Genomic DNA, 18,857 nt, shown 5'->3' on the forward strand with positions numbered 1-18,857 from the left:
CCGGGGCACGACATAGATGCGCTGCGAGGTGTAGATGGCAGGATACAGACGGCACGATGTTGGTGCCCCGACCGGGGGGCATGAATGAGCTGGCTGGGCCTGTGGCACAATCAAGCGCAGGTGTTTGATCCTGCCGGATTGACGCCCGAAGGTGCGAAGTACTGTCTGCTGTTGCGTGAACCGAACGCGCTGCTGGCGACCGGCGCGCTGGTGCTGGAGATCAGCCTGCCGGAACTGCGCAAACCCGAACCGCTGGTCCTGTTCGAGCGCGGCGGCGATTGGCCGGTGCGCTTCCAGGTCTCGGCGGTGCCTGGCGGCGGCATCAATCTGGTGCTGGAGCAATATGGCGCCGTGCTGCACAAAACCATGAACCCGACCAGACGGGGCCGCACCGACCAGGTGCGCCTGACCTACAGCTGGGATGCGCCAGCCTTTCGCGGTCAGCTGGCGCTGGAACATCTCGACGGTGGGCGGGCTGACATCATGCCGATCGACGCCCCGCGCCCGTGGCGGCTGGAGGATCTCCGGGCCCTGATGAGCGGCACGCCACAGTGCTACATTGCCCCTGATGTCGACTATATCGCGCTTTCAGATTGCCAGGAGCCGGTTGGCCCGATGCCGGGCCTGACGCCGGAGACGCCGCTGGCGACAGACACCGGGATGCGTCCGGTCCGGGATCTGCGACGGGGCGATCTGCTGCGCTGCGCCAGCGGTGCGCTGGTGCCGGTGCTGCATGTGATCCGCCGGCAGGTGCCTGCGCTGGGCAGCTTTCATCCCGTGCGGGTGCGGTCGCCCTATTTTGGTTTGACGCAAGACATTGTGGTCGCACCGTTCCAGCGCATGGTGCTGACGGGGTCAGATGTGGACTACCTGTTCGGCTGCGAGGCGGTGCTGGCGCCGGCCGAGACCCTGGCGGGCACGCGCACGGCGCATCCCGAGCCCGCCGCCGGTGTTTTGGCAACCTATATGCAGGTCATCTTGCCGGGGCACGAGGTGCCGATGGCGGCGGGACTGGGGATCGAAAGCCTGTTCCTCGGCCGGATTCGCCGTGATCGACCAGCACTCGCCGCGAGCCTCCTTGCGGATCTGGACCGCAACAGCCTGCCGGAACATGCCCACCCGCGATATCCCGTGGTGCGCGCGTTTGATGCCGCAGTTCTGGCCGAACAGCGTACCGCCTGAGCGCTGGGGCTTGAGAATCATGGCGCAGCCCTTCTAAGGCAGGTCGGACATTGGATTCGAGACCTAGATCATGACCCTGCGTTCCCTTTGGTTCTGCCTGATAACAGTTCTGATGAGCCTGCCCGCGTTTCCGCTGCGTGCGCAGGAGCAGGTTGTTGTCAACACAGTCACGCGCCCGCCGTTCTCGATGCAGGTCGGAGGGCAGGACGTCGGCTTCACCATGGACCTGATGCGAGAGGTCGCGCGGCGCCTGACCTGGGACATCAAAATCAACCGTGTCGACAGTTTTGTGCAGATGCTCGAAGAGGTCGAGCGCGGCGAGGCGGACATGGCGGCGGCCAATATCTCGATCACGGCGGGGCGCGAAGCGGTCATGGACTTCAGCCAGCCCATCTTTGAGAGCGGCCTGCAAATCATGCTGCACGAGGATGACATATCAGAGCCGAGCCTGATTGCGGCGCTGTTGTCCTGGGACCTGTTTGCCGCCATCGGCATCGCCTTTGTGATCCTGTTGGTCGGGGGCATGCTGATGTGGATCTTCGAACGCCGCGCGCAGCCCTACTTTGATCGCCCGCTAAAAGAGGCATGGTTCCCGTCGTTCTGGTGGGCGCTCAACCTGGTTGTGAATGGCGGCTTTGAAGAACGGGTTCCGCGCAGTTTCCTCGGCCGCATCTTTGGCGTGCTGCTGGTGTTGTCCTCGCTGTTCGTGGTCTCCGTTTTCGTGGCCAAGATTACGGCGGCAATGACGGTCGAAGCGATCAACGGATCGGTCAATTCCGTCAACGATCTCTACGGCAAACGGGTCGGGACCATCCAGGGGTCGACCGCTGCGGGCTTTCTGGACCGGCGTGAAATCGACTATGTCGCGTTTCCGGGTCTGGGCGAGCTGCTAAAGGATTTCGAGGCCGGCGAAACCCGCATCGTCGTGTTCGATTCGCCCGTTCTGAACCACTATGTAAAGACCGATGGTGCGGGGATCGGGCATGTGATGGGGCGCAAGTTTCTGACCGAATACTACGGTATCATCTTCCCGCAGGGATCTGACCGGGTCGAGGCGGCCAATCGGGCGCTTTTGTCCATGCAGGAAGACGGCACCTACGAAACGCTCTATCGCAAGTGGTTTGGCAGCCGGTCCTGAGCGCTCAGCAGTACTGGTCCGTCACCGCGGCCGCCGTGAACTTCAGTGCAAGGCGTCCGTGTCGCTGTCGTGCTGCAGTTCGTCCCCAAAAAACGGGGTCATCTGCGCGACGATCACCGCGTTTTCATCCAGCGCGCGCTGCATCAGATCGCGTTCTTCGTCCGCAATCTCGTGGCCCTCGGCTTCACGCTCGGCGAGCGTGCCGTAGCCGGTCACATCCAGCGGGGCGGTATCCGCCTGTTTCAGGATGGCGACGGTTTCGCGCACGGCTTCTGCCTCGTCGACGCCCGACGCATACACCATGAGCGCCGCGCCGGTCGCCCCGTCGGGCAGGCCATCGCCGTCTTTGCGGCCAATCTGGACGAGCAGCGTGTAGACCTGCTGGCGGGAGGGTTTTTTCTGGGTCATGGGCTTGCATTAGCTGGGCCAAGCGGGGAAGGTCAAACCAATTTGCATACAATTGCGCCCAATTCCTGCCCCGGTTTGACCATATTTGAAGCGCATCTAAAGGGCGCGTATGGGGAACCGCGTTTATAATCCTCGATGTTGCGACCAATCTTGGTGATCATATTATGGCGACTGCTCAAGAACTGCCCGTAAATACAAATGCCTCAGCCGAGGAAATGGCCGAGGCAATGTTCGGCAATGGAATTTCCATTGAATCGGCCAGCTACACCGGTGCTGGCGGGGCCTCCGGTATCTATAGCGATGGCGATACGGTGGCTCCGGATGTGACGCCTTCGGACAGCGGTGTCATCCTGTCGACCGGCAACGCGACAGATTTCACCAACAATTCGGGCACGACCAACACCAACACAACTGCAAGCACAACAACCCAGCATGGCACCGCAGGCGATTCGGATCTGGACGCGATCGCGGGCGGCACCACCTATGACGCGGCAGTGTTCGAGGCGGATTTTGTTCCCGAAGGTTCAACCCTGTCGATGCAGTTCGTGTTCTCTTCGGAGGAATACCTGGAATATGTCGGCTCCGGGTTCAACGATGCCGTTTCGGTCTGGGTCAATGGTGTCGAGGCGCAGCTTGTGGTGGGCGATGGGGACATCACCATCAACAACATCAACGATGGTTCGAACGAGAACCTCTATGTCGACAACCCGGAAGACGAGGACAATTACAACACCGAGATGGACGGTTTCACGGTCACGTTGAAGCTGACGGCCCCCGTCAATCCCGGTGAGGTCAACTCGATCAAGATCGCGATCGCCGACACCGGGGATGCGAGCTATGACTCCAACCTCTTGATTGCAGGCGATTCGATCCAGACCGCGCTGATCGCAGGCGATGACGATGTGTCATTGCAGGAAGGCACCACCACGACGCTGGATGTGTTGGCCAATGATGAGCAGGTCGACGGCACCCAGCTTACCATCACCCACATCAACAACCAGCCCGTGACCGCCGGCAGTTCGGTGACCCTCGCCAATGGCGAGATCGTCACGCTCAACGAAGATGGCACCTTTGACATCACCGGTCAGGATGACGTCGATGATGACGAGACAACGGTCTTTACCTACACGGTCGAAGACGATGACGGGAACTCCGATGTCGCGTTTGTCAATCTGACCACCACCCCGTGCTTTGTGGCGGGCACCCTGATCGAAACCCCGCAGGGGCCAGTCGCCGTCGAGGCGCTCGAAGTGGGTATGATGGTGCAGACGCGCGATCACGGGGCGCAGCCGATCCGCTGGATCGGGCGCAGTGAGCGGACCGCGTCCGGCAAGGATGCGCCGGTGCGGATCGCCGCCAATGCGCTGGGGCAGCACGATGAGATCGAGCTTTCCCCCAGTCACCGGGTGCTGCTGTGTTCGGCCACGGCCGAGGTCCTGTTTGGTCAGGACGAGGTGCTCGTGCCTGCACATCACATGATCAACGACACAACCATCCGCCGGCGCGCGGATGGGCAGGCGGTGACCTACTTCCACCTGCTGTTCGAGAATCACGAGATTATTCGTGGCAACGGGTTGGAGAGCGAGAGCTACCATCCCGGGGCAGCCAGCCTGAAAGGTCTGGACGCCGATACGCGAGCGGAGTTCTTTGATCTCATGGGCGACAGCTGGCGCAGCTACAAGAACATGGCGCGCCCGACGCTGAAATCCTACGAGTCCCAGGTGCTTCTGGGCGATCTTCAGTAGCGGCTGCGCATGCGGTAGCCGGGGTGAAAACTCATCCGGGCGAAGGTCACCGGCTGCGCCTGAAACCAGGTTGCACGCTCCATCTGGAACAAGGGCGCGCCGGGCGCACAGGACATATAGTCTGCGAGGGTGGCATCTGCGGCGCTGGCGAAAAAGCTGACCTCCGCATTGGAGAACGGCACCGCCGCCAGCAGCCATTCCCCCGGGGGTGTTTCCGAAAAATCCGCCGTTTCGCTGTCCGGGACAGCGGCAATATTGATCCAGCGATCCTCGAATTGAAACGGCTGGCCATCGGCGTAATGCATCACGTCCATGTGCAGAACGCGGGCGTCAAAGGGCAGGTCCATTTGTGAGCTGAGCCAACCCGGCGCCGTTTGTATCGTGCGAGAGACCAGCGCATAGCGATAGGTGGCGTTGCGCTCTTCCACGAGCCGGCGGGTGGTGGCGATTTCCAGTTTGGCCTGTTTGACCGGAAGCGTTGCAACCCGCGTGCCGCTCTTGCGCTTGCGGTCAATAATGCCGCGGTCTGCAAGTTCGCGCAGTGCGCGGTTGACAGTGGCGCGGGCGCAGCCAAACTCTTCTGCCAGATCGGCCTCGGTCGGCAGGAGCGCGCCCTGATCCCAGACCCTTGCCTCAATCCGGCGCATAACTTCGTCACGCACATCCTGAAAGCTGGTTTTCTTCTGTTGTTGCACTTCAGGGCTCCGCGCTGAATAATAACTCTGGCTAAATGCCATTATGTCTGCATTAAAATGCACTTGTAAAGGAGAGCCCATGCGCTTTGACGCTGCGCAGATCGAACCGATGCCATGGAAGAACGGTGGCGGCACCACGCGAGAGCTTGCGGTGCGCGAAGGGGCGGACGGCCTAATCTGGCGTCTGAGCCTTGCGGAGATTGCGCAAAATGGGCCGTTTTCTGCGTTTTCTGGATTGTGGCGTGTCCATACCATCATCGCAGGCCAAGGGCTGCGTTTGTACAGTACAGACGCAGAGCTAGAGGCCAAGCCGTTGACACCGCTGGAGTTTGACGGAGGTTTGGCATTGGAGGCGCAGTTGATTGATGGCCCGTGCCGCGCCGTGAACGTGATCTGTGACCCACGGTACGTGCAGGTGAAGGCTCAGGTGCATCAAGGGGATTTTGCTGGGCAGGCGGGTGATCTGGTCTTTGTGATCGACGGCGCGTTGCACCTTGGCAGGGATCATTTCGTCGCCGCGCAAGGCTGCGAGCTGGAGGCACCGGCCCAAGGTGTGGTCGAGGGCACGGTGCTGCATGTTCAGATCAAAGCTTTGAAAGAAGCGATGTGATCGCCGTGCGATAGGTTTCGACGATAGCGTCACGGGCGATGTGGCGCCCCTCTTGCACCATGTGACGACCGGCCGCCCAGACATCGGTGACAGTTTGGTCGTCAGCCGCAAAACACAATCCATCCAGAATTTGCGCCTCTGGCAAGCCAAACAGGGCGGGATGGTTGCGGTCAATCGCAACGAGATCCGCAAGCGCGCCAACCTCCAGCCGTCCGGCGTCCCGGCCAAGCGCCTGTGCCCCACCCTTGGCCGCGCCCATATAGAGCGTTTCACCGACGGAGCCTTCGTGGGGAACCAGCACGTTGCGCGCCAGATCGCGGAGGCGTTGTGAGTATTCAAGTGTGCGCAACTCTTCGACCAATGAAATCCGCACGTTGGAATCCGAGCCAACGCCAAAGCGCCCGGCCTCCGCCAGAAACTCCGGTCCATTGAAGGGGCCATCGCCGAGGTTTGCCTCTGTCACGGGGCAGAGGCCCGCCACCGCGCCGGATCTTGCCATGCGCCGGGTTTCCTCGTCCGTCATATGCGTGGCATGGATCAGGCACCATTGGTCATTTACTGGTGCATTCGCGAGCAGCCATTCCACTGGACGTGCGCCGAGCCATGCTTTGATCTCGGCCACCTCACGCGGTTGTTCGGCGATGTGGATGTGGATGGGGTTTTCGGCGGCGACCGGCAACACCGCGGCAAGATCCTCGGGGCAGGTGGCCCGCAAGGAATGCGGCGCGATACCGACGCGCGTGTCGCCCCCGAGCTCTTGCGCCGCACCGCGGGCCTCGGTGACAAGACGCGAGAAACGCTCAACATCATTGCCAAACCGCAGCTGCCCGCCCGCAAGTGGTTGTTTTTCCGCACCGCCGTAGGTGTAGAGCACGGGCAGATGTGTGAGGCCGATGCCGGTCTGTTGAGCGCCCGCCATCACCCGCTGGCTGAGTTCGGTGAGGCTCTCATAGGGCGCACCGCCGGGCTGATGATGGACATAGTGGAATTCACCGACAGAAGCATAGCCAGCCTCCAGCATCTCCATGAACGTCAGCGCCGCCACGGCCTCGTATTGTTCAGGCGTGAGGTGGTCGAGGAAGCGATACATCAGCTCCCGCCATGTCCAGAAACTATCCTGCCCACCCGCGCGATACTCCGTGCGGCCAGCCATGGCGCGCTGAAAGCTATGAGAATGCAAGTTCGCAAGCGCCGGCAGCAAGACATCGACGCGCGTATCGCCGGGTGCGGCGGTGGCGGCGCTCTCAATACGTGTGATGCTGCCGCCTTCAACGGTCAGGCGGACATCCTGAACCCAGCCCTCGGGCAGGCAGGCGGTTGCGGCAAAAATTGTCTGCATCTGGCCCTCTTATGTATAGACATAATGAGAATAAGCGCATACCGTTTGTGGAGCAAGAGGATTCTGAGGGGGCGAGATGCGCGACAAATACGTGTTGAGTGGAGCCAAGCTGGCAACGATGGAGCCGGGCGCGCCATATGGGATGATCGAAGCGGGGGCCGTCGCCATCGACGGCGCTACAATCGTCTGGTGCGGTCCTGAAGATTCCCTTCCGGCGGAGTATAAAACTTGGCCGCATGAGGATCTGGGCGGACGGTTGGTGACGCCGGGGCTGATCGATTGCCATACGCATATTGTCTTTGGCGGTGACCGCGCGGGCGAGTTTGAGATGCGCCTCAATGGGGCGAGCTATGAGGAAGTCGCAAAGGCGGGTGGCGGAATCGTATCCACGGTGACGGCGACCCGGTCGGCGGATCTGGACGCACTTGTTGCTGGTGCGCTGCCCCTTCTGGATGCGCTGCTTGCTGAGGGCGTGACCTCGGTCGAGGTGAAATCCGGCTATGGGCTTGATCGCGACACCGAGCTCAACATGCTGCGCGCGGCGCGCCGTTTGGGCGAACTGCGGGATGTAACGGTCAAGACCACTTTCCTCGGCGCGCATGCGGTCCCGGCGGAATATGCAGGCCGTGCGGATGAATATCTGGATGCGGTCTGCCTGCCGACCTTGCGCGCTGCATATGCCGAGGGGCTGGTGGATGCGGTGGATGGCTTTTGCGAGGGCATCGCCTTTTCTGCCGAACAGATGGCGCGTGTCTTTGATGTTGCAGCCGAGCTGGGTCTGCCGGTGAAGCTCCACGCTGAGCAGCTGTCCCATCAAGGGGGCAGCAAGCTGGCGGCAGACCGCGGCGCATTGTCTGTTGATCACGTGGAATACGCGACCGAGGAAGACGCCCGCGCGATGGCGGCCTCCGGGTCTGTTGCCGTGCTCTTGCCCGGTGCTTTCTACACGATCCGGGAAACGCAATTGCCGCCGATGGAGCATTTCCGCGCCCATGGCGTGCCCATGGCTTTGGCGACCGATTGCAACCCCGGCTCCTCACCGCTGACCTCGTTGCTCCTGACGCTCAACATGGGCTGCACTCTGTTCCGGCTGACACCCGAAGAGGCATTGGCCGGGGTAACGACCCATGCGGCTCGCGCGCTGGGCCTCTCGGATCGGGGACGTATCGCGCCCGGTCTGCGCGCAGATCTTGTGGTCTGGGACGTCGCCCGCCCGGCAGAGTTAGCCTATCGCATTGGATTTAACCCGCTGCATGCCCGCGTTATGGGCGGCAAACTGGAGGTTCGCACATGATCGAGATGATCCCCGGCACCGTAACCCTCGCCACGTTGGAGCAGATCTGGCGCAATGGCACCCCCGCACGTCTGGCAGACTCTGCCCGCTCAGGTGTCGAGGCGGCAGCCGCGATGGTGGCCGAGGCCGCCGCTGGCGAGGTGCCTGTCTATGGCATCAACACCGGATTTGGTAAACTGGCCTCGACCAAGATCGCATCCGAAGATACCGCAACCCTTCAGCGGAACCTGATCCTCAGCCATTCCTGCGGCGTCGGTGAGCCATTGGCCGAAGACAAAGTGCGGCTGATGATGGTGTTGAAGCTCTTGTCGCTTGGGCGCGGTGCCTCGGGTGTGCGCTGGTTGGTGATCAATCAAATCGAGGAGATGCTGGCCCGTGGCGTGACCCCGGTTGTGCCGTCGCAAGGATCTGTGGGCGCATCGGGCGACCTTGCTCCGCTGGCGCATATGACAGCGGCGATGATTGGTGAGGGTGAGGCGACGTTTGAAGGCGAGCGCCTGTCCGGAGCCGAAGCGTTGAAGCGCGCGGGGCTGCACCCCATCGTGCTGGGGCCGAAAGAAGGCCTCGGCCTGATCAACGGAACGCAGTTCTCGACCGCTTGCGCGCTGGCTGGGCTGTTTCAGGCGCTGGATCTGGCGCGGGCATCCATGGCAATTGCGTCTCTGACGACCGATGCGATCATGGGCTCCACCGCACCGCTGGTGGCCGACATCCACACTCTGCGTGGTCATGCGGGGCAGATCGATGTGGCGCAGGTGATGCGTGACATCATGGACGGGTCGGAAATTCGCGAAAGCCACCGTGAGGGCGACACCCGCGTCCAAGATCCCTATTGCATCCGCTGCCAGCCGCAGGTGGTGGGCGCGGCGCTTGACGTGCTGCGCATGGCCGCGCGCACGCTGGAGATCGAGGCCAACGCGGTGACCGATAACCCGCTGGTGCTGGTCGAGGCTGGTCAGATTGTTTCGGGCGGCAACTTCCACGCCGAATATGTGGGTTTTGCCGCAGATCAGATCGCGCTCGCCGTGGCAGAGATCGGCGCGATTGCGCAGCGCCGGGTGGCCTTGATGGTCGACCCGACCCTGAGCCACGATTTACCGCCCTTCCTGACGCCCAACCCCGGCCTGAACTCCGGTTTCATGATCGCCGAGGTCACCACCGCGGCGCTGATGAGCGAGAACAAACATCTGGCAAACCCCTGCGTGACCGATTCCACGCCGACCTCTGCCAACCAAGAAGATCACGTATCGATGGCGGCCCACGGCGCGCTGCGTCTGGCGAAGATGACAGCGAACCTCTCGGTGATCCTCGGGGTGGAAATGCTCTGCGCCGCGCAGGGTGTGGAGGCGCGCGCGCCGCTCAAAACCTCCGCCCGGTTGCAGGATCTCCTGACGATGCTGCGCGGTGAAATCCCCAGCCTGGGCGAAGATCGCTATCTCGCGCCTGAGATCGAAGCCGCCAGCGCCATGGTGCGCGCTGGTCGCGTGGCTCAGGCCGCGGGTGTGGAGGTCGCGATATGATCGAGGTCACGCAAGGTTCCTCGCCGCTGGTCCTTGGTCTGCCGCATACGGGGACCGAGGTGCCCGCAGAGGTTGCCAAGGATCTGAACGAACGTGGTCTTGGTCTTGCCGATACGGACTGGCATATTCACGACCTTTATGCGGATCTGGTGGAGGGCGTGACCACTGTACGCACACCCATTCATCGCTATGTGATCGACGTAAACCGTGATCCCGCAGGCGTCAGCCTCTATCCCGGCCAGAACACCACCACGCTGGTGCCACTCACGGATTTTGATGGCAACCCGATCTGGACCCGTGAGCCGGATGAGACGGAAATCGCCCGCCGCCGCGAGACCTATCACGCGCCCTATCATGCCGCGCTCACGGCAGAGATGGAGCGGGTTGCAGGCATCCACGGCTTTGCAATTCTGTATGATTGCCACTCGATCCGGGGTGACATTCCGTTCCTGTTTGATGGCCGCCTGCCGGATTTCAACGTCGGCACCAACCTCGGCACCACCTGCGCGCGCGATCTTGAGGTGATGGTCTTTAATCACTGTCAGCGTGCGGAAGGGTACTCTTCTGTGCTGAACGGTCGTTTCAAGGGGGGGTGGACCACGCGCCACTATGGCCGTCCCAACGAGGGCTGGCACGCGATCCAGATGGAACTCGCCCAAGCCACCTATTGCGACGAGACCCCGCCCTGGAGCTATGACCCCGCACGCGCCGACCGGCTGCGCACGCATCTGACCCAAATTCTCACCGATCTGACTGAATGGAGGCCCGCATGAGCGATCCCCGCAAGAACACCCGCGACATCTATCCGGCCACTGGCACCGAGATCACCGCAAAGTCCTGGCTGACCGAGGCACCAATCCGGATGCTGATGAACAACCTGCACCCCGATGTGGCTGAAAACCCGCATGAATTGGTGGTCTACGGCGGCATTGGCCGCGCCGCGCGCACCTGGAAGGATTTCGACCTCATCGTCGAGACGCTGAAGAATCTGGATGAAGATCAGACCTTGATGGTGCAATCTGGCAAGCCAGTTGGCGTTTTCCAGACCCACAAGGACGCGCCCCGTGTGTTGATTGCAAACTCCAATCTGGTGCCGCATTGGGCCAATTGGGACCACTTCAACGAACTCGATAAAAAAGGCCTGATGATGTACGGCCAGATGACCGCCGGGTCCTGGATCTACATTGGCACCCAAGGCATCGTGCAGGGCACCTATGAGACATTTGCCGAAGCAGGTCGTCAGCACTACGGGGGCGATCTGACCGGCAAATGGATTCTGACCGGTGGTCTCGGCGGCATGGGCGGCGCGCAGCCGCTGGCGGCTGTTTTTGCTGGTGCCTGCTGTCTGGCCGTGGAATGCAATCCCGACTCGATCGATTTCCGCCTGCGGACCAAATACCTCGACGAAAAGGCCGAGACACTGGACGAGGCGCTGGAGATGATCGACCGTTGGACCAAGGCGGGCGAGGCGAAATCCGTGGGCCTCTTGGGCAATGCGGCGGATGTCTTTGCCGAACTGGTGGAGCGCGCCAAAGCGGGCGGCATGCGCCCCGATATCGTCACAGACCAGACCTCCGCGCATGATCCGGTCAATGGCTACCTGCCGCAGGGCTGGACCATGGCGCAGTGGAAAGAGAAGCGCGAGACCGACAAAAAGGCAGTGGAGAAAGCCGCGCGTGCCTCGATGCGCGTGCAAGTCGAGGCGATGGTGGCGTTCCACGATATGGGCGTCCCAACAGTCGACTACGGCAACAATATCCGTCAGATGGCGCTGGAAGAGGGTTTTGAGAACGCCTTTGCCTTCCCCGGTTTTGTGCCCGCCTATATCCGTCCGCTGTTCTGCCAGGGGATTGGCCCGTTCCGCTGGTGTGCGCTGTCGGGTGATCCCGAGGACATCAAGAAGACCGACGCCAAGATGAAGGAGCTGTTCCCCGAGAACGAGCACCTGCATCGCTGGCTCGACATGGCAGATGAGCGGATCGCCTTTCAGGGCCTGCCCGCGCGGATCTGCTGGATTGGTCTGGGCGACCGCCACAAGGCTGGCCTCGCGTTCAACGAGATGGTGCGCAATGGCGAGTTGTCCGCACCGGTTGTGATTGGCCGCGACCACCTCGACTCTGGTTCTGTGGCATCGCCGAACCGTGAAACTGAGGCGATGATGGATGGCTCTGACGCGGTGTCGGATTGGCCGCTGTTGAATGCACTGCTGAACACCGCATCGGGTGCGACATGGGTGTCGCTGCACCACGGCGGCGGCGTCGGCATGGGCTTTTCGCAGCATTCCGGCGTGGTGATCTGCTGTGACGGAACCGAGGATGCAGATCGTCGCATCGGTCGGGTTCTGTGGAACGATCCGGCCACGGGTGTCATGCGTCATGCGGATGCCGGATACGACATCGCGCAGGATTGCGCCCGGGAACATGGTCTGAACCTGCCCGGCATCCTTGGCTGACCGTGGGTACTCACACCACTTGAGAGAGCCTTGACTCAAGGCTCTCTTTGCCGCGAAACCACGCCTTTTCTTGGTACTCAGGCGGGGCTGGTTGCCTGCGTTGCCACCCACCAGGTGGTGCCGCTCGGGCCCTTGATGCCGCCGCGAATGTCGTCGTTCGGGCGTTTTCGAATGGGTTCCTGCACGACGGTTCCCCCGGCGGCAACAGCGCGATCAAACGTCGCCTGCGCGTTGGGCACATAGAGGTGGATATGGGCCTCGTTCTCACTCGCTTCGGGCAAGCCACCGATCATGAGCACGCTGTCGTCGAGGCGAATTTCGGCGTGCATCAGGCTGCCGTCGTCACGATCTAGCCGGCGCAAGACAACCGCGCCGAAGGCCGTTTCCAAGAAGGCGATCGTCCCCTCGGCATCGTGACACACCAGATAGGGGCTCAGAGAAGGGTAACCGTCTGGTTTCCAGGATGCTGGCATTGGGGCAACTCCTTCTACATCTCACATCCGGGCGGACTCTGACCGTCCATACAATAATCTATCGCAACTTTTCAAATATTCCACAAACGCGATTCGTTTGGTAATAAAAAACCAGACAGCCGGCGCTGCCTGGTTTCAAATCTCTGTGTGTTTTGCGCAGATGCCAGAGGGTCAGTCGCGCAGCAGCTCGTTGATCCCGGTTTTGGAGCGGGTCTTTTCGTCCACGCGTTTCACGATCACCGCACAGTAGAGGTTGATGCCGTTCTTGGAGGGCATGGAGCCTGCCACGACGACCGAGTAGGGCGGCACTTCGCCGTACATCACTTCGCCGGTTTCACGGTCGACGATCTTGGTCGACTGGCCGATGAAGACCCCCATGCCGAGCACGGACCCTTCGCGGACGATCACGCCTTCGACCACTTCGGAGCGCGCGCCGATAAAGCAGTTGTCCTCGATGATGGTCGGGCCCGCCTGCATCGGTTCCAGCACGCCGCCGATGCCGACACCACCGGAGAGATGCACGCCTTTGCCGATCTGCGCGCAGGAGCCGACAGTGGCCCATGTGTCCACCATGGTGCCTTCGTCGACATAGGCGCCGAGGTTCACGAAAGACGGCATCAGCACCACGCCGGGGGCGATATAGGCGGATTTGCGGACGACGCAGTTCGGCACCGCGCGGAAGCCTGCGGATTGCCAGTCAGACGCCTCCCAGCCCTTGAACTTGCTGTCGACCTTGTCCCACCAGCCGGAGCCCTGCGGGCCGCCGGATTGCTCTTCCATGTCCTTCAGGCGAAAGCCCAGCAGCACGGCTTTTTTGGCCCACTGGTTCACGTGCCAGTCGCCGCTGTCCTGCTTTTCCGCCACGCGCAGTTTGCCGCTGTCGAGGGCGGCGAGCGTCGCCTCGATGGCGTCGCGGGTTTCGCCTGTCGTGGCGGGGGTGATGGTATCGCGGGCCTCCCAGGCGGCCTCGATTGCGGTTTCCAGCTGCGCGTTGGACATATGTTCCGGCTCCGGGTTTTGGTTGGATGTTCTGTTGGATTCGGGCGCTTATAGCCGCAAAACCCACCTGCGTCATGCCCTGAACGCGCCTCAAGGTGGGGGCGGAGCGACGCCTGCCGGGTTAGCTGACCCGACGAAGGTGACGCCGCAAGAGATCGCAGGCCTGCGCCAGATCCTGCTTCTGCACAGCTGTCATGAGTGCGGCGTGATCTCCATCCGGGCGCGGGGCCCAGCGTGTTCGCCAATTGGCGAACATGTGGCGGGCGGCGGTGATGTGCAGATCCTCGATCGAGGCTAGCAGGCGCGGCATCGCGCAGGGCGCCAGCAACGCAAGGTGAAAGCGCCGATTGCAGCGGTCCCAAGTCACCATGTCGGTGGCCGCATCGCAGTCCCGGCGGGCTGCTTCGGCGATCAAGATGCTCTCGGCATCGTGCCGGGGCATCGCGTGGGTCAGCGCCAGCACTTCCAACGCCACCCGCATCTCGATCACCTCGCGGATTTCGGTCGGTTCCAACGCGGTGACGCGCATCCCCTTGTGTGGGATGGATTTCGCCAGGCCTTTTGCTTCGAGCCGCAAAAACGCCTCGCGCACGGGAACATGGCTGACCTCGTAGTCCCGCGCGATATGGTCCTGCCGCAGTTTCTCGCCCGCGGGCAGGTCGCCGGTGACGATCCGCTCCATCAGCGCGCGAAAGATCTTGTCGACTGCGGTTTCACTCATGCCCGTTCGATAGGGGGCCGCGCGGCGCGCCGCAAGGCTTTCTAATGATCAGGTGAAGGAGACATCAAGCTGTGTGGCGGGATCGCTCAGGGGCTCGGGGTCGATATTGCCTCCACACAGCAGGACAGCAACCTTTTCGCCCCGTGCAGGCAGATAGGCGCCGCACATCAGGGCCGCGAGCGCGGTCGCCCCGGCAGGCTCCACCAGAAGACGATGGTCCCGCCAGAGCGCATGTTGCGCGGCCTCGATCGCGGCATCGGGAACAATGACGCTGGGCGTGCGCGCGTTCTGCGCGAGGTCGAAACAGATGTCCCCGATACGCCGCGCGCCAAGCGCATTGGCAGCGATACCGCTGACCTCGACATTGGTGGGGGTGCCTGCTGTGAGCGCCGTCTTCAGCGCGCAGGAGGTTGCGGGTTCCACGGCCACCACCTTGCGGTTGCCCTGGAACCAGCCCAATGCGCCGCTGATCAGGCCACCGCCCCCCACTGCGATCAGAACAGTGTCAGCGTCGAGCCCCTGCTCTTCCCATTCTGCAAACAGCGTTCCCTGACCCGCGACCGTTGCAGGGGCATCATAGGCGTGGATCTGCATGGCTCCGGTCTGCAGCTCCCAATCCTGGGCGGCTTCCAGCGCATTGGCATAGGCTCCCGGGACAATCTCCAAATCTGCACCGGTAGAGCGGATCAGGTCGATCTTGGTCTGCCCGGCAATCTCGGGCACGTAGATCTTGGCGGTGTGACCAAGAGCGCGCGCGGCAAAGGCCACCGCCGCACCATGGTTGCCGCCGGAGGCCGCAACCAGACCCGCCTCCGGTACCGGTTCCGACAACAGCGTGTTGAAAGCGCCGCGTGCCTTGAAACTGCCGGCGTGTTGCAGATGTTCGAGTTTCAATTCCACCGGGAAGGCAAGGCCGAAGCTCTGGACCGAGACAGTCGGGGTTTTCACCACATGCGCGGCAATCCTGTTGCGCGCGCCGGAAATCAGGGGTGTCCAGTCCATCGTCATACCTCGCCTCAGTGTATTTGCGCCGAACCCTAGGCACGAACCTTTAATTTCGCAACCAGATGCGCAGAGGGGATGGCCGCTTCGTCGCTGGGGGCGTTTTGTCGGGATCATCTGGATTGGCGCGATCACGGCGCTGGTTTGAGTGTTGCTTCCGGGCTATGAGGGGGTCTGACCTTTTTGACCCCAAGACAGGCAAGATTTGATATGAGTGACGACCGCCACAGCCGTTTCCCGGATGCCCGCGCCGACCGCAGCCGTGCGGAACATGTTCCAGTGACACCGCAAACCCAGTCACCGGTCTATCAGCTTGCCTTTGCCGACGAGGGGTTCCTGTGTCGCGAGGAATTGCGCCCGGTGCGCTTGCAGCTGGAACTGTTGAAGCCGCAGTTGATGCTGGATGAGAAAGGCGTCGAAAGCACCGTGGTGATGTTTGGCGGGGCCCGTATTCCAGCGCCGCGTGACAAGGACAAGGCGCGCACCCAGACACTTGCCGACCTGAGCCATTTCTACGACGAAGCCCGCAGCTTCGCGCAGAAGATGACGGAAAAGTCAAAGGCCACCGGCGGGCGCCGTCATGTGGTGGCAACGGGGGGCGGCCCCGGTGTGATGGAGGCTGGCAATCGCGGCGCCGTCGATGCGGGGGGCGAGTCGATCGGTCTCAACATCGTGTTGCCGCATGAGCAGGCGCCAAATGAATACGTGACGCCGGAGCTGTGTTTCAACTTCCACTATTTTGCGATCCGCAAGATGCATTTCCTGATGCGGGCAGAGGCGATCTGCGTCTTTCCCGGCGGGTTTGGCACGCTTGATGAGCTGTTCGAAGCGCTGACACTGATCCAGACCGGACGTATGGAGCCGGTGCCCTTCCTGCTGTTTGGCCGCAGCTTCTGGGAAAAGATCATCAACTGGGAGGCGCTTGCCGACGCTGGTACCATTTCAGAACAGGATCTCGACCTGTTCAAATTCGTTGAAAGCGCGGACGAGGCGATCGCGGTGATCGACGCCTGGAACCCGGTACCGGCCCGACAGAACCTCCCAGGCCGGGAACGCTGACGACTTCGCTCCGGCCGCCCGATAGGGGCACTAGAACCTGCGGTGAACGGCCGCGCGCCGGGCCCGTTGGGCCCGGCGCGCGGGTCCGCCCGAAAGGGCGGAAGCTTATGGTCAAATTGGGGTGTCCCTTTTGGGTGGGGTGGGAACGTTTGTGGGAACGTCGGGAGTCGATCAGACCATAAGTCTATGGGGGCATGGCTGCGCGATCAGCTCATGTCAGCAGGCAGCACACCAAGGGCCTCGCCGCGCGGCAGACGAGTCAGCACCTGCATCCCGTCTTCGTCGCGGATGGCATACCCGTAGCCGCGCAGGCGGAACTGCCATTCACGCGGGCTCAAGGCCTTGCGCCGCTCCTCTCGCACCAGCGAGAGAATACCGTCGTCCATTGTTGCGGTCTGCTGTCCAATCATCTGTCTGCCCCTTGCTCTGACTGTCGTGCGGAGTTGATGTCCGCGCACTGTTTCTGATTCAGAGATTGTCGGCGGCAAATGGCGCAATTTTTGCTAAAATTGGGAAATAATAAGGCGCGCCCTGATGGGCGCGACGTCGCAGCGGGGCGAAAGATCAGTCGGCCAGGGTCAGGATGTCCGTTGTGATCTCGACAAGGCGCTCCGGGCTCAGGTCCGGCACGGTGGCGTTGCGCATCGGGGCGTCGGACACGTCGGTCGCTGCGATGCCGGTGCCGAGGGCAACGGCAGGAAGCGAGGTCAGAGGCTTCATGCGGGCGCTCTTGTGATCTGAGGCAAGGTCGCCTGTTTGCGATAGCAGCCGCACCTGCGCGCACCTGTTCACAACCGATCCATCATGTCGTTCCTGGTGCGAGGTTCGGGGTTTGTGCACAGGAAGATCCAGTGCCGCGACCACAGCGGCACCAAAGAAGGCTGCAGGCCAATCAGCCTTTGGCAACACCTGCCTCGGCCTCGATCTGCTTGCGGCTCTTGCGGGCGCGCTCGGTTGCGGATTTGAGCTGCCCGCAGGCGGCCATGATGTCATCGCCACGGGTTTTGCGAATCGGCGACGCGTAGCCCGCCTGATAGATGATGTTCGCAAAGGCCCGGATACGGTTGTTCGAGGACCGCTTGTAAGGCGCGCCGGGCCATTCGTTAAAGGGAATGAGGTTGATCTTGGCCGGGATGTTGTAGCGCTTGATATGGTCCAGCAGCCGATGCGCATCCTCATCGGAATCGTTCACCCCATCCAGCATCACATACTCAAAGGTGATCCGCTCGGAATTCGAGACCTTGGGATAATCCGATAGCGCCTGCAACAGCTCGTCAATGTTCCAACGCCGGTTGATCGGCACCAGGACATCACGCACCTCGTTGGTGGTGGCGTGGAAGGAAATCGCCAGCAGGCAGCCGATCTCCTCGGCGGTGCGCGCGATTTCGGGCACCACCCCGGAGGTCGATAGCGTGATGCGGCGACGCGAGAGCGAAATCCCTTCGGGGTCCATCGCGATCTTCATCGCGTCGCGCACGTTTTCAAAGTTGTAGAGCGGCTCACCCATGCCCATCAGGACAATGTTGGACAGAAGGCGCGTCTCGTCCTTTGGCGCGCCGGGTGTCGGCCATTCCTCGAGGTCGTCGCGGGCCATCATCACCTGACCGATGATTTCGGCAGGTGTCAGGTTGCGCACCAGCTTCTGCGTGCCCGTGTGGCAGAACGAGCAGGTCAGCGTGCATCCGACCTGCGAGGAAATGCACAAGGTGCCGCGATCATCCTCGGGGATATACACCACCTCGACCTCGTGGCCGCCGTTGATCCGCACCAGATACTTGCGGGTGCCATCGGTGGAGACCTGCTTCGACACCACCTCTGGAATGCGGATCTCGAATTTTTCCTCAAGCTGGGCGCGATAGGCCTTGGCGAGATTGGTCATCTCCGCAAAGTCGCGCACGCCCCACTGGTAGATCCATTGCCAGATCTGCCCGACACGCATCTTGGCCTGCTTTTCGGCTGTGCCGTTCTCGATCAGGACCGCACGCATCTGGTCGCGGGTCAGACCGACAAGGTTGATCTTGCCGCTTTCCGGCTCCTTGCGGGGCAGGGTCAGAACATCTTGGGTGATCGGCGCTGAGGCTGTCATGAGACGGGTCTCGCTGGCTTGTGTCAAAACGGGGCTGGATGCGGCTCTATATAGGAGATTGGGCCCAGATCAAAAGGATTCTCGCTCAACCCTGCTATGCGTTGGCCGCGCGCCGCCCCAATGGTCTAACCGAA

The 18,857-nt window shown here is 61.9% G+C and carries 19 protein-coding genes; 9 read left to right on the top strand and 10 right to left on the bottom strand.

The window, feature by feature from the left end; all coding sequences use genetic code 11:
- Positions 1-84: 84 nt before the first annotated feature.
- Positions 85-1,182, top strand: a complete 1,098-nt coding sequence (locus ACXAF5_RS01575) for a Hint domain-containing protein (protein ID WP_474945286.1) — start codon at positions 85-87, stop codon at positions 1,180-1,182.
- A 70-nt stretch (positions 1,183-1,252) separates the two neighbouring features.
- Complete coding sequence (locus ACXAF5_RS01580; protein ID WP_474945287.1) at positions 1,253-2,320, top strand: transporter substrate-binding domain-containing protein; 1,068 nt, start codon at positions 1,253-1,255, stop codon at positions 2,318-2,320.
- A 42-nt stretch (positions 2,321-2,362) separates the two neighbouring features.
- Here ACXAF5_RS01580 and ACXAF5_RS01585 read toward each other — a convergent pair whose 3' ends face one another.
- Positions 2,363-2,728, bottom strand: a complete 366-nt coding sequence (locus tag ACXAF5_RS01585; protein WP_239322132.1) for a hypothetical protein — start codon at positions 2,726-2,728, stop codon at positions 2,363-2,365.
- Between the two features lie 164 nt (positions 2,729-2,892).
- Between ACXAF5_RS01585 and ACXAF5_RS01590 the strand changes: the two genes are divergently transcribed.
- Complete coding sequence (locus ACXAF5_RS01590; protein WP_474945288.1) at positions 2,893-4,473, top strand: choice-of-anchor L domain-containing protein; 1,581 nt, start codon at positions 2,893-2,895, stop codon at positions 4,471-4,473.
- Here ACXAF5_RS01590 and ACXAF5_RS01595 read toward each other — a convergent pair.
- Positions 4,467-5,210 carry a GntR family transcriptional regulator gene (locus ACXAF5_RS01595; protein ID WP_474945289.1) on the bottom strand — a complete coding sequence of 248 codons (744 nt, stop codon included), beginning with the start codon at positions 5,208-5,210 and terminating at the stop codon, positions 4,467-4,469. The two genes, ACXAF5_RS01590 and ACXAF5_RS01595, sit on opposite strands and share 7 nt — an antisense overlap.
- 37 nt (positions 5,211-5,247) lie before the next feature.
- Between ACXAF5_RS01595 and ACXAF5_RS01600 the strand changes: the two genes are divergently transcribed.
- On the top strand, positions 5,248-5,778 hold the full coding sequence (locus ACXAF5_RS01600) for a HutD/Ves family protein (protein WP_474945290.1): 531 nt from the start codon (positions 5,248-5,250) through the stop codon (positions 5,776-5,778).
- On the opposite strand, the gene ACXAF5_RS01605 is transcribed toward ACXAF5_RS01600, so the two are convergent.
- A complete protein-coding gene (locus tag ACXAF5_RS01605) occupies positions 5,753-7,117 on the bottom strand; it encodes a formimidoylglutamate deiminase (RefSeq protein ID WP_474945291.1) in 1,365 nt (454 codons plus the stop codon). The two genes, ACXAF5_RS01600 and ACXAF5_RS01605, sit on opposite strands and share 26 nt — an antisense overlap.
- 76 nt (positions 7,118-7,193) lie before the next feature.
- Here ACXAF5_RS01605 and hutI point away from each other — a divergent pair, with 76 nt between their 5' ends.
- From hutI to hutU, 4 genes are read left to right on the top strand one after another with little or no spacing between them, the layout of a single operon-like run.
- A complete protein-coding gene (gene hutI, locus ACXAF5_RS01610) occupies positions 7,194-8,411 on the top strand; it encodes an imidazolonepropionase (protein ID WP_474945292.1) in 1,218 nt (405 codons plus the stop codon).
- Positions 8,408-9,931, top strand: a complete 1,524-nt coding sequence (gene hutH, locus ACXAF5_RS01615) for a histidine ammonia-lyase (RefSeq protein WP_474945293.1) — start codon at positions 8,408-8,410, stop codon at positions 9,929-9,931. The genes hutI and hutH overlap by 4 nt, the downstream gene beginning before the upstream one ends.
- Positions 9,928-10,704: an N-formylglutamate deformylase gene (gene hutG / locus ACXAF5_RS01620; protein ID WP_219174874.1), complete on the top strand. Its 777-nt coding sequence runs from the start codon at positions 9,928-9,930 to the stop codon at positions 10,702-10,704. Before hutH ends, hutG begins: the two co-directional genes overlap by 4 nt.
- Positions 10,701-12,383: a urocanate hydratase gene (hutU, locus tag ACXAF5_RS01625; RefSeq protein WP_474945294.1), complete on the top strand. Its 1,683-nt coding sequence runs from the start codon at positions 10,701-10,703 to the stop codon at positions 12,381-12,383. The genes hutG and hutU overlap by 4 nt, the downstream gene beginning before the upstream one ends.
- Positions 12,384-12,460: 77 nt before the next feature.
- On the opposite strand, the gene ACXAF5_RS01630 is transcribed toward hutU, so the two are convergent.
- From ACXAF5_RS01630 to ACXAF5_RS01645, 4 genes are all read right to left on the bottom strand, one after another.
- Positions 12,461-12,856: a VOC family protein gene (locus tag ACXAF5_RS01630; RefSeq protein ID WP_239322123.1), complete on the bottom strand. Its 396-nt coding sequence runs from the start codon at positions 12,854-12,856 to the stop codon at positions 12,461-12,463.
- 171 nt (positions 12,857-13,027) lie between these two features.
- Positions 13,028-13,855 (bottom strand): 2,3,4,5-tetrahydropyridine-2,6-dicarboxylate N-succinyltransferase, encoded by an 828-nt coding sequence (gene dapD / locus ACXAF5_RS01635; protein WP_239322122.1) that lies wholly within the window; start codon positions 13,853-13,855, stop codon positions 13,028-13,030.
- A gap of 121 nt (positions 13,856-13,976) precedes the next feature.
- Positions 13,977-14,576, bottom strand: coding sequence for a GntR family transcriptional regulator (locus ACXAF5_RS01640; protein WP_474945295.1), 600 nt, complete (start codon positions 14,574-14,576; stop codon positions 13,977-13,979).
- A 48-nt stretch (positions 14,577-14,624) separates the two neighbouring features.
- Positions 14,625-15,578 carry a threonine/serine dehydratase gene (locus ACXAF5_RS01645; protein WP_474945296.1) on the bottom strand — a complete coding sequence of 318 codons (954 nt, stop codon included), beginning with the start codon at positions 15,576-15,578 and terminating at the stop codon, positions 14,625-14,627.
- Positions 15,579-15,788: 210 nt separating this feature from the next.
- On the opposite strand from ACXAF5_RS01645, the gene ACXAF5_RS01650 reads away from it, so the two are divergent.
- On the top strand, positions 15,789-16,637 hold the full coding sequence (locus ACXAF5_RS01650; protein ID WP_239322119.1) for an LOG family protein: 849 nt from the start codon (positions 15,789-15,791) through the stop codon (positions 16,635-16,637).
- Positions 16,638-16,843: 206 nt separating this feature from the next.
- Here the strand turns inward: ACXAF5_RS01650 and ACXAF5_RS01655 are convergent, their stop codons facing one another.
- The 3 genes from ACXAF5_RS01655 to rlmN all read right to left on the bottom strand — a co-directional run bounded on the left by ACXAF5_RS01655 (position 16,844) and on the right by rlmN (position 18,723).
- A complete protein-coding gene (locus tag ACXAF5_RS01655; protein WP_239322118.1) occupies positions 16,844-17,047 on the bottom strand; it encodes a hypothetical protein in 204 nt (67 codons plus the stop codon).
- A 154-nt stretch (positions 17,048-17,201) separates the two neighbouring features.
- A complete protein-coding gene (locus ACXAF5_RS01660) occupies positions 17,202-17,357 on the bottom strand; it encodes a hypothetical protein (protein ID WP_474945297.1) in 156 nt (51 codons plus the stop codon).
- Positions 17,358-17,529: 172 nt separating this feature from the next.
- Positions 17,530-18,723, bottom strand: coding sequence for a dual-specificity RNA methyltransferase RlmN (rlmN, locus tag ACXAF5_RS01665; RefSeq protein ID WP_239363869.1), 1,194 nt, complete (start codon positions 18,721-18,723; stop codon positions 17,530-17,532).
- Between the last annotated feature and the right edge of the window lie 134 nt (positions 18,724-18,857).

The organism is Epibacterium sp. ABV4_022, from assembly GCF_056159345.1.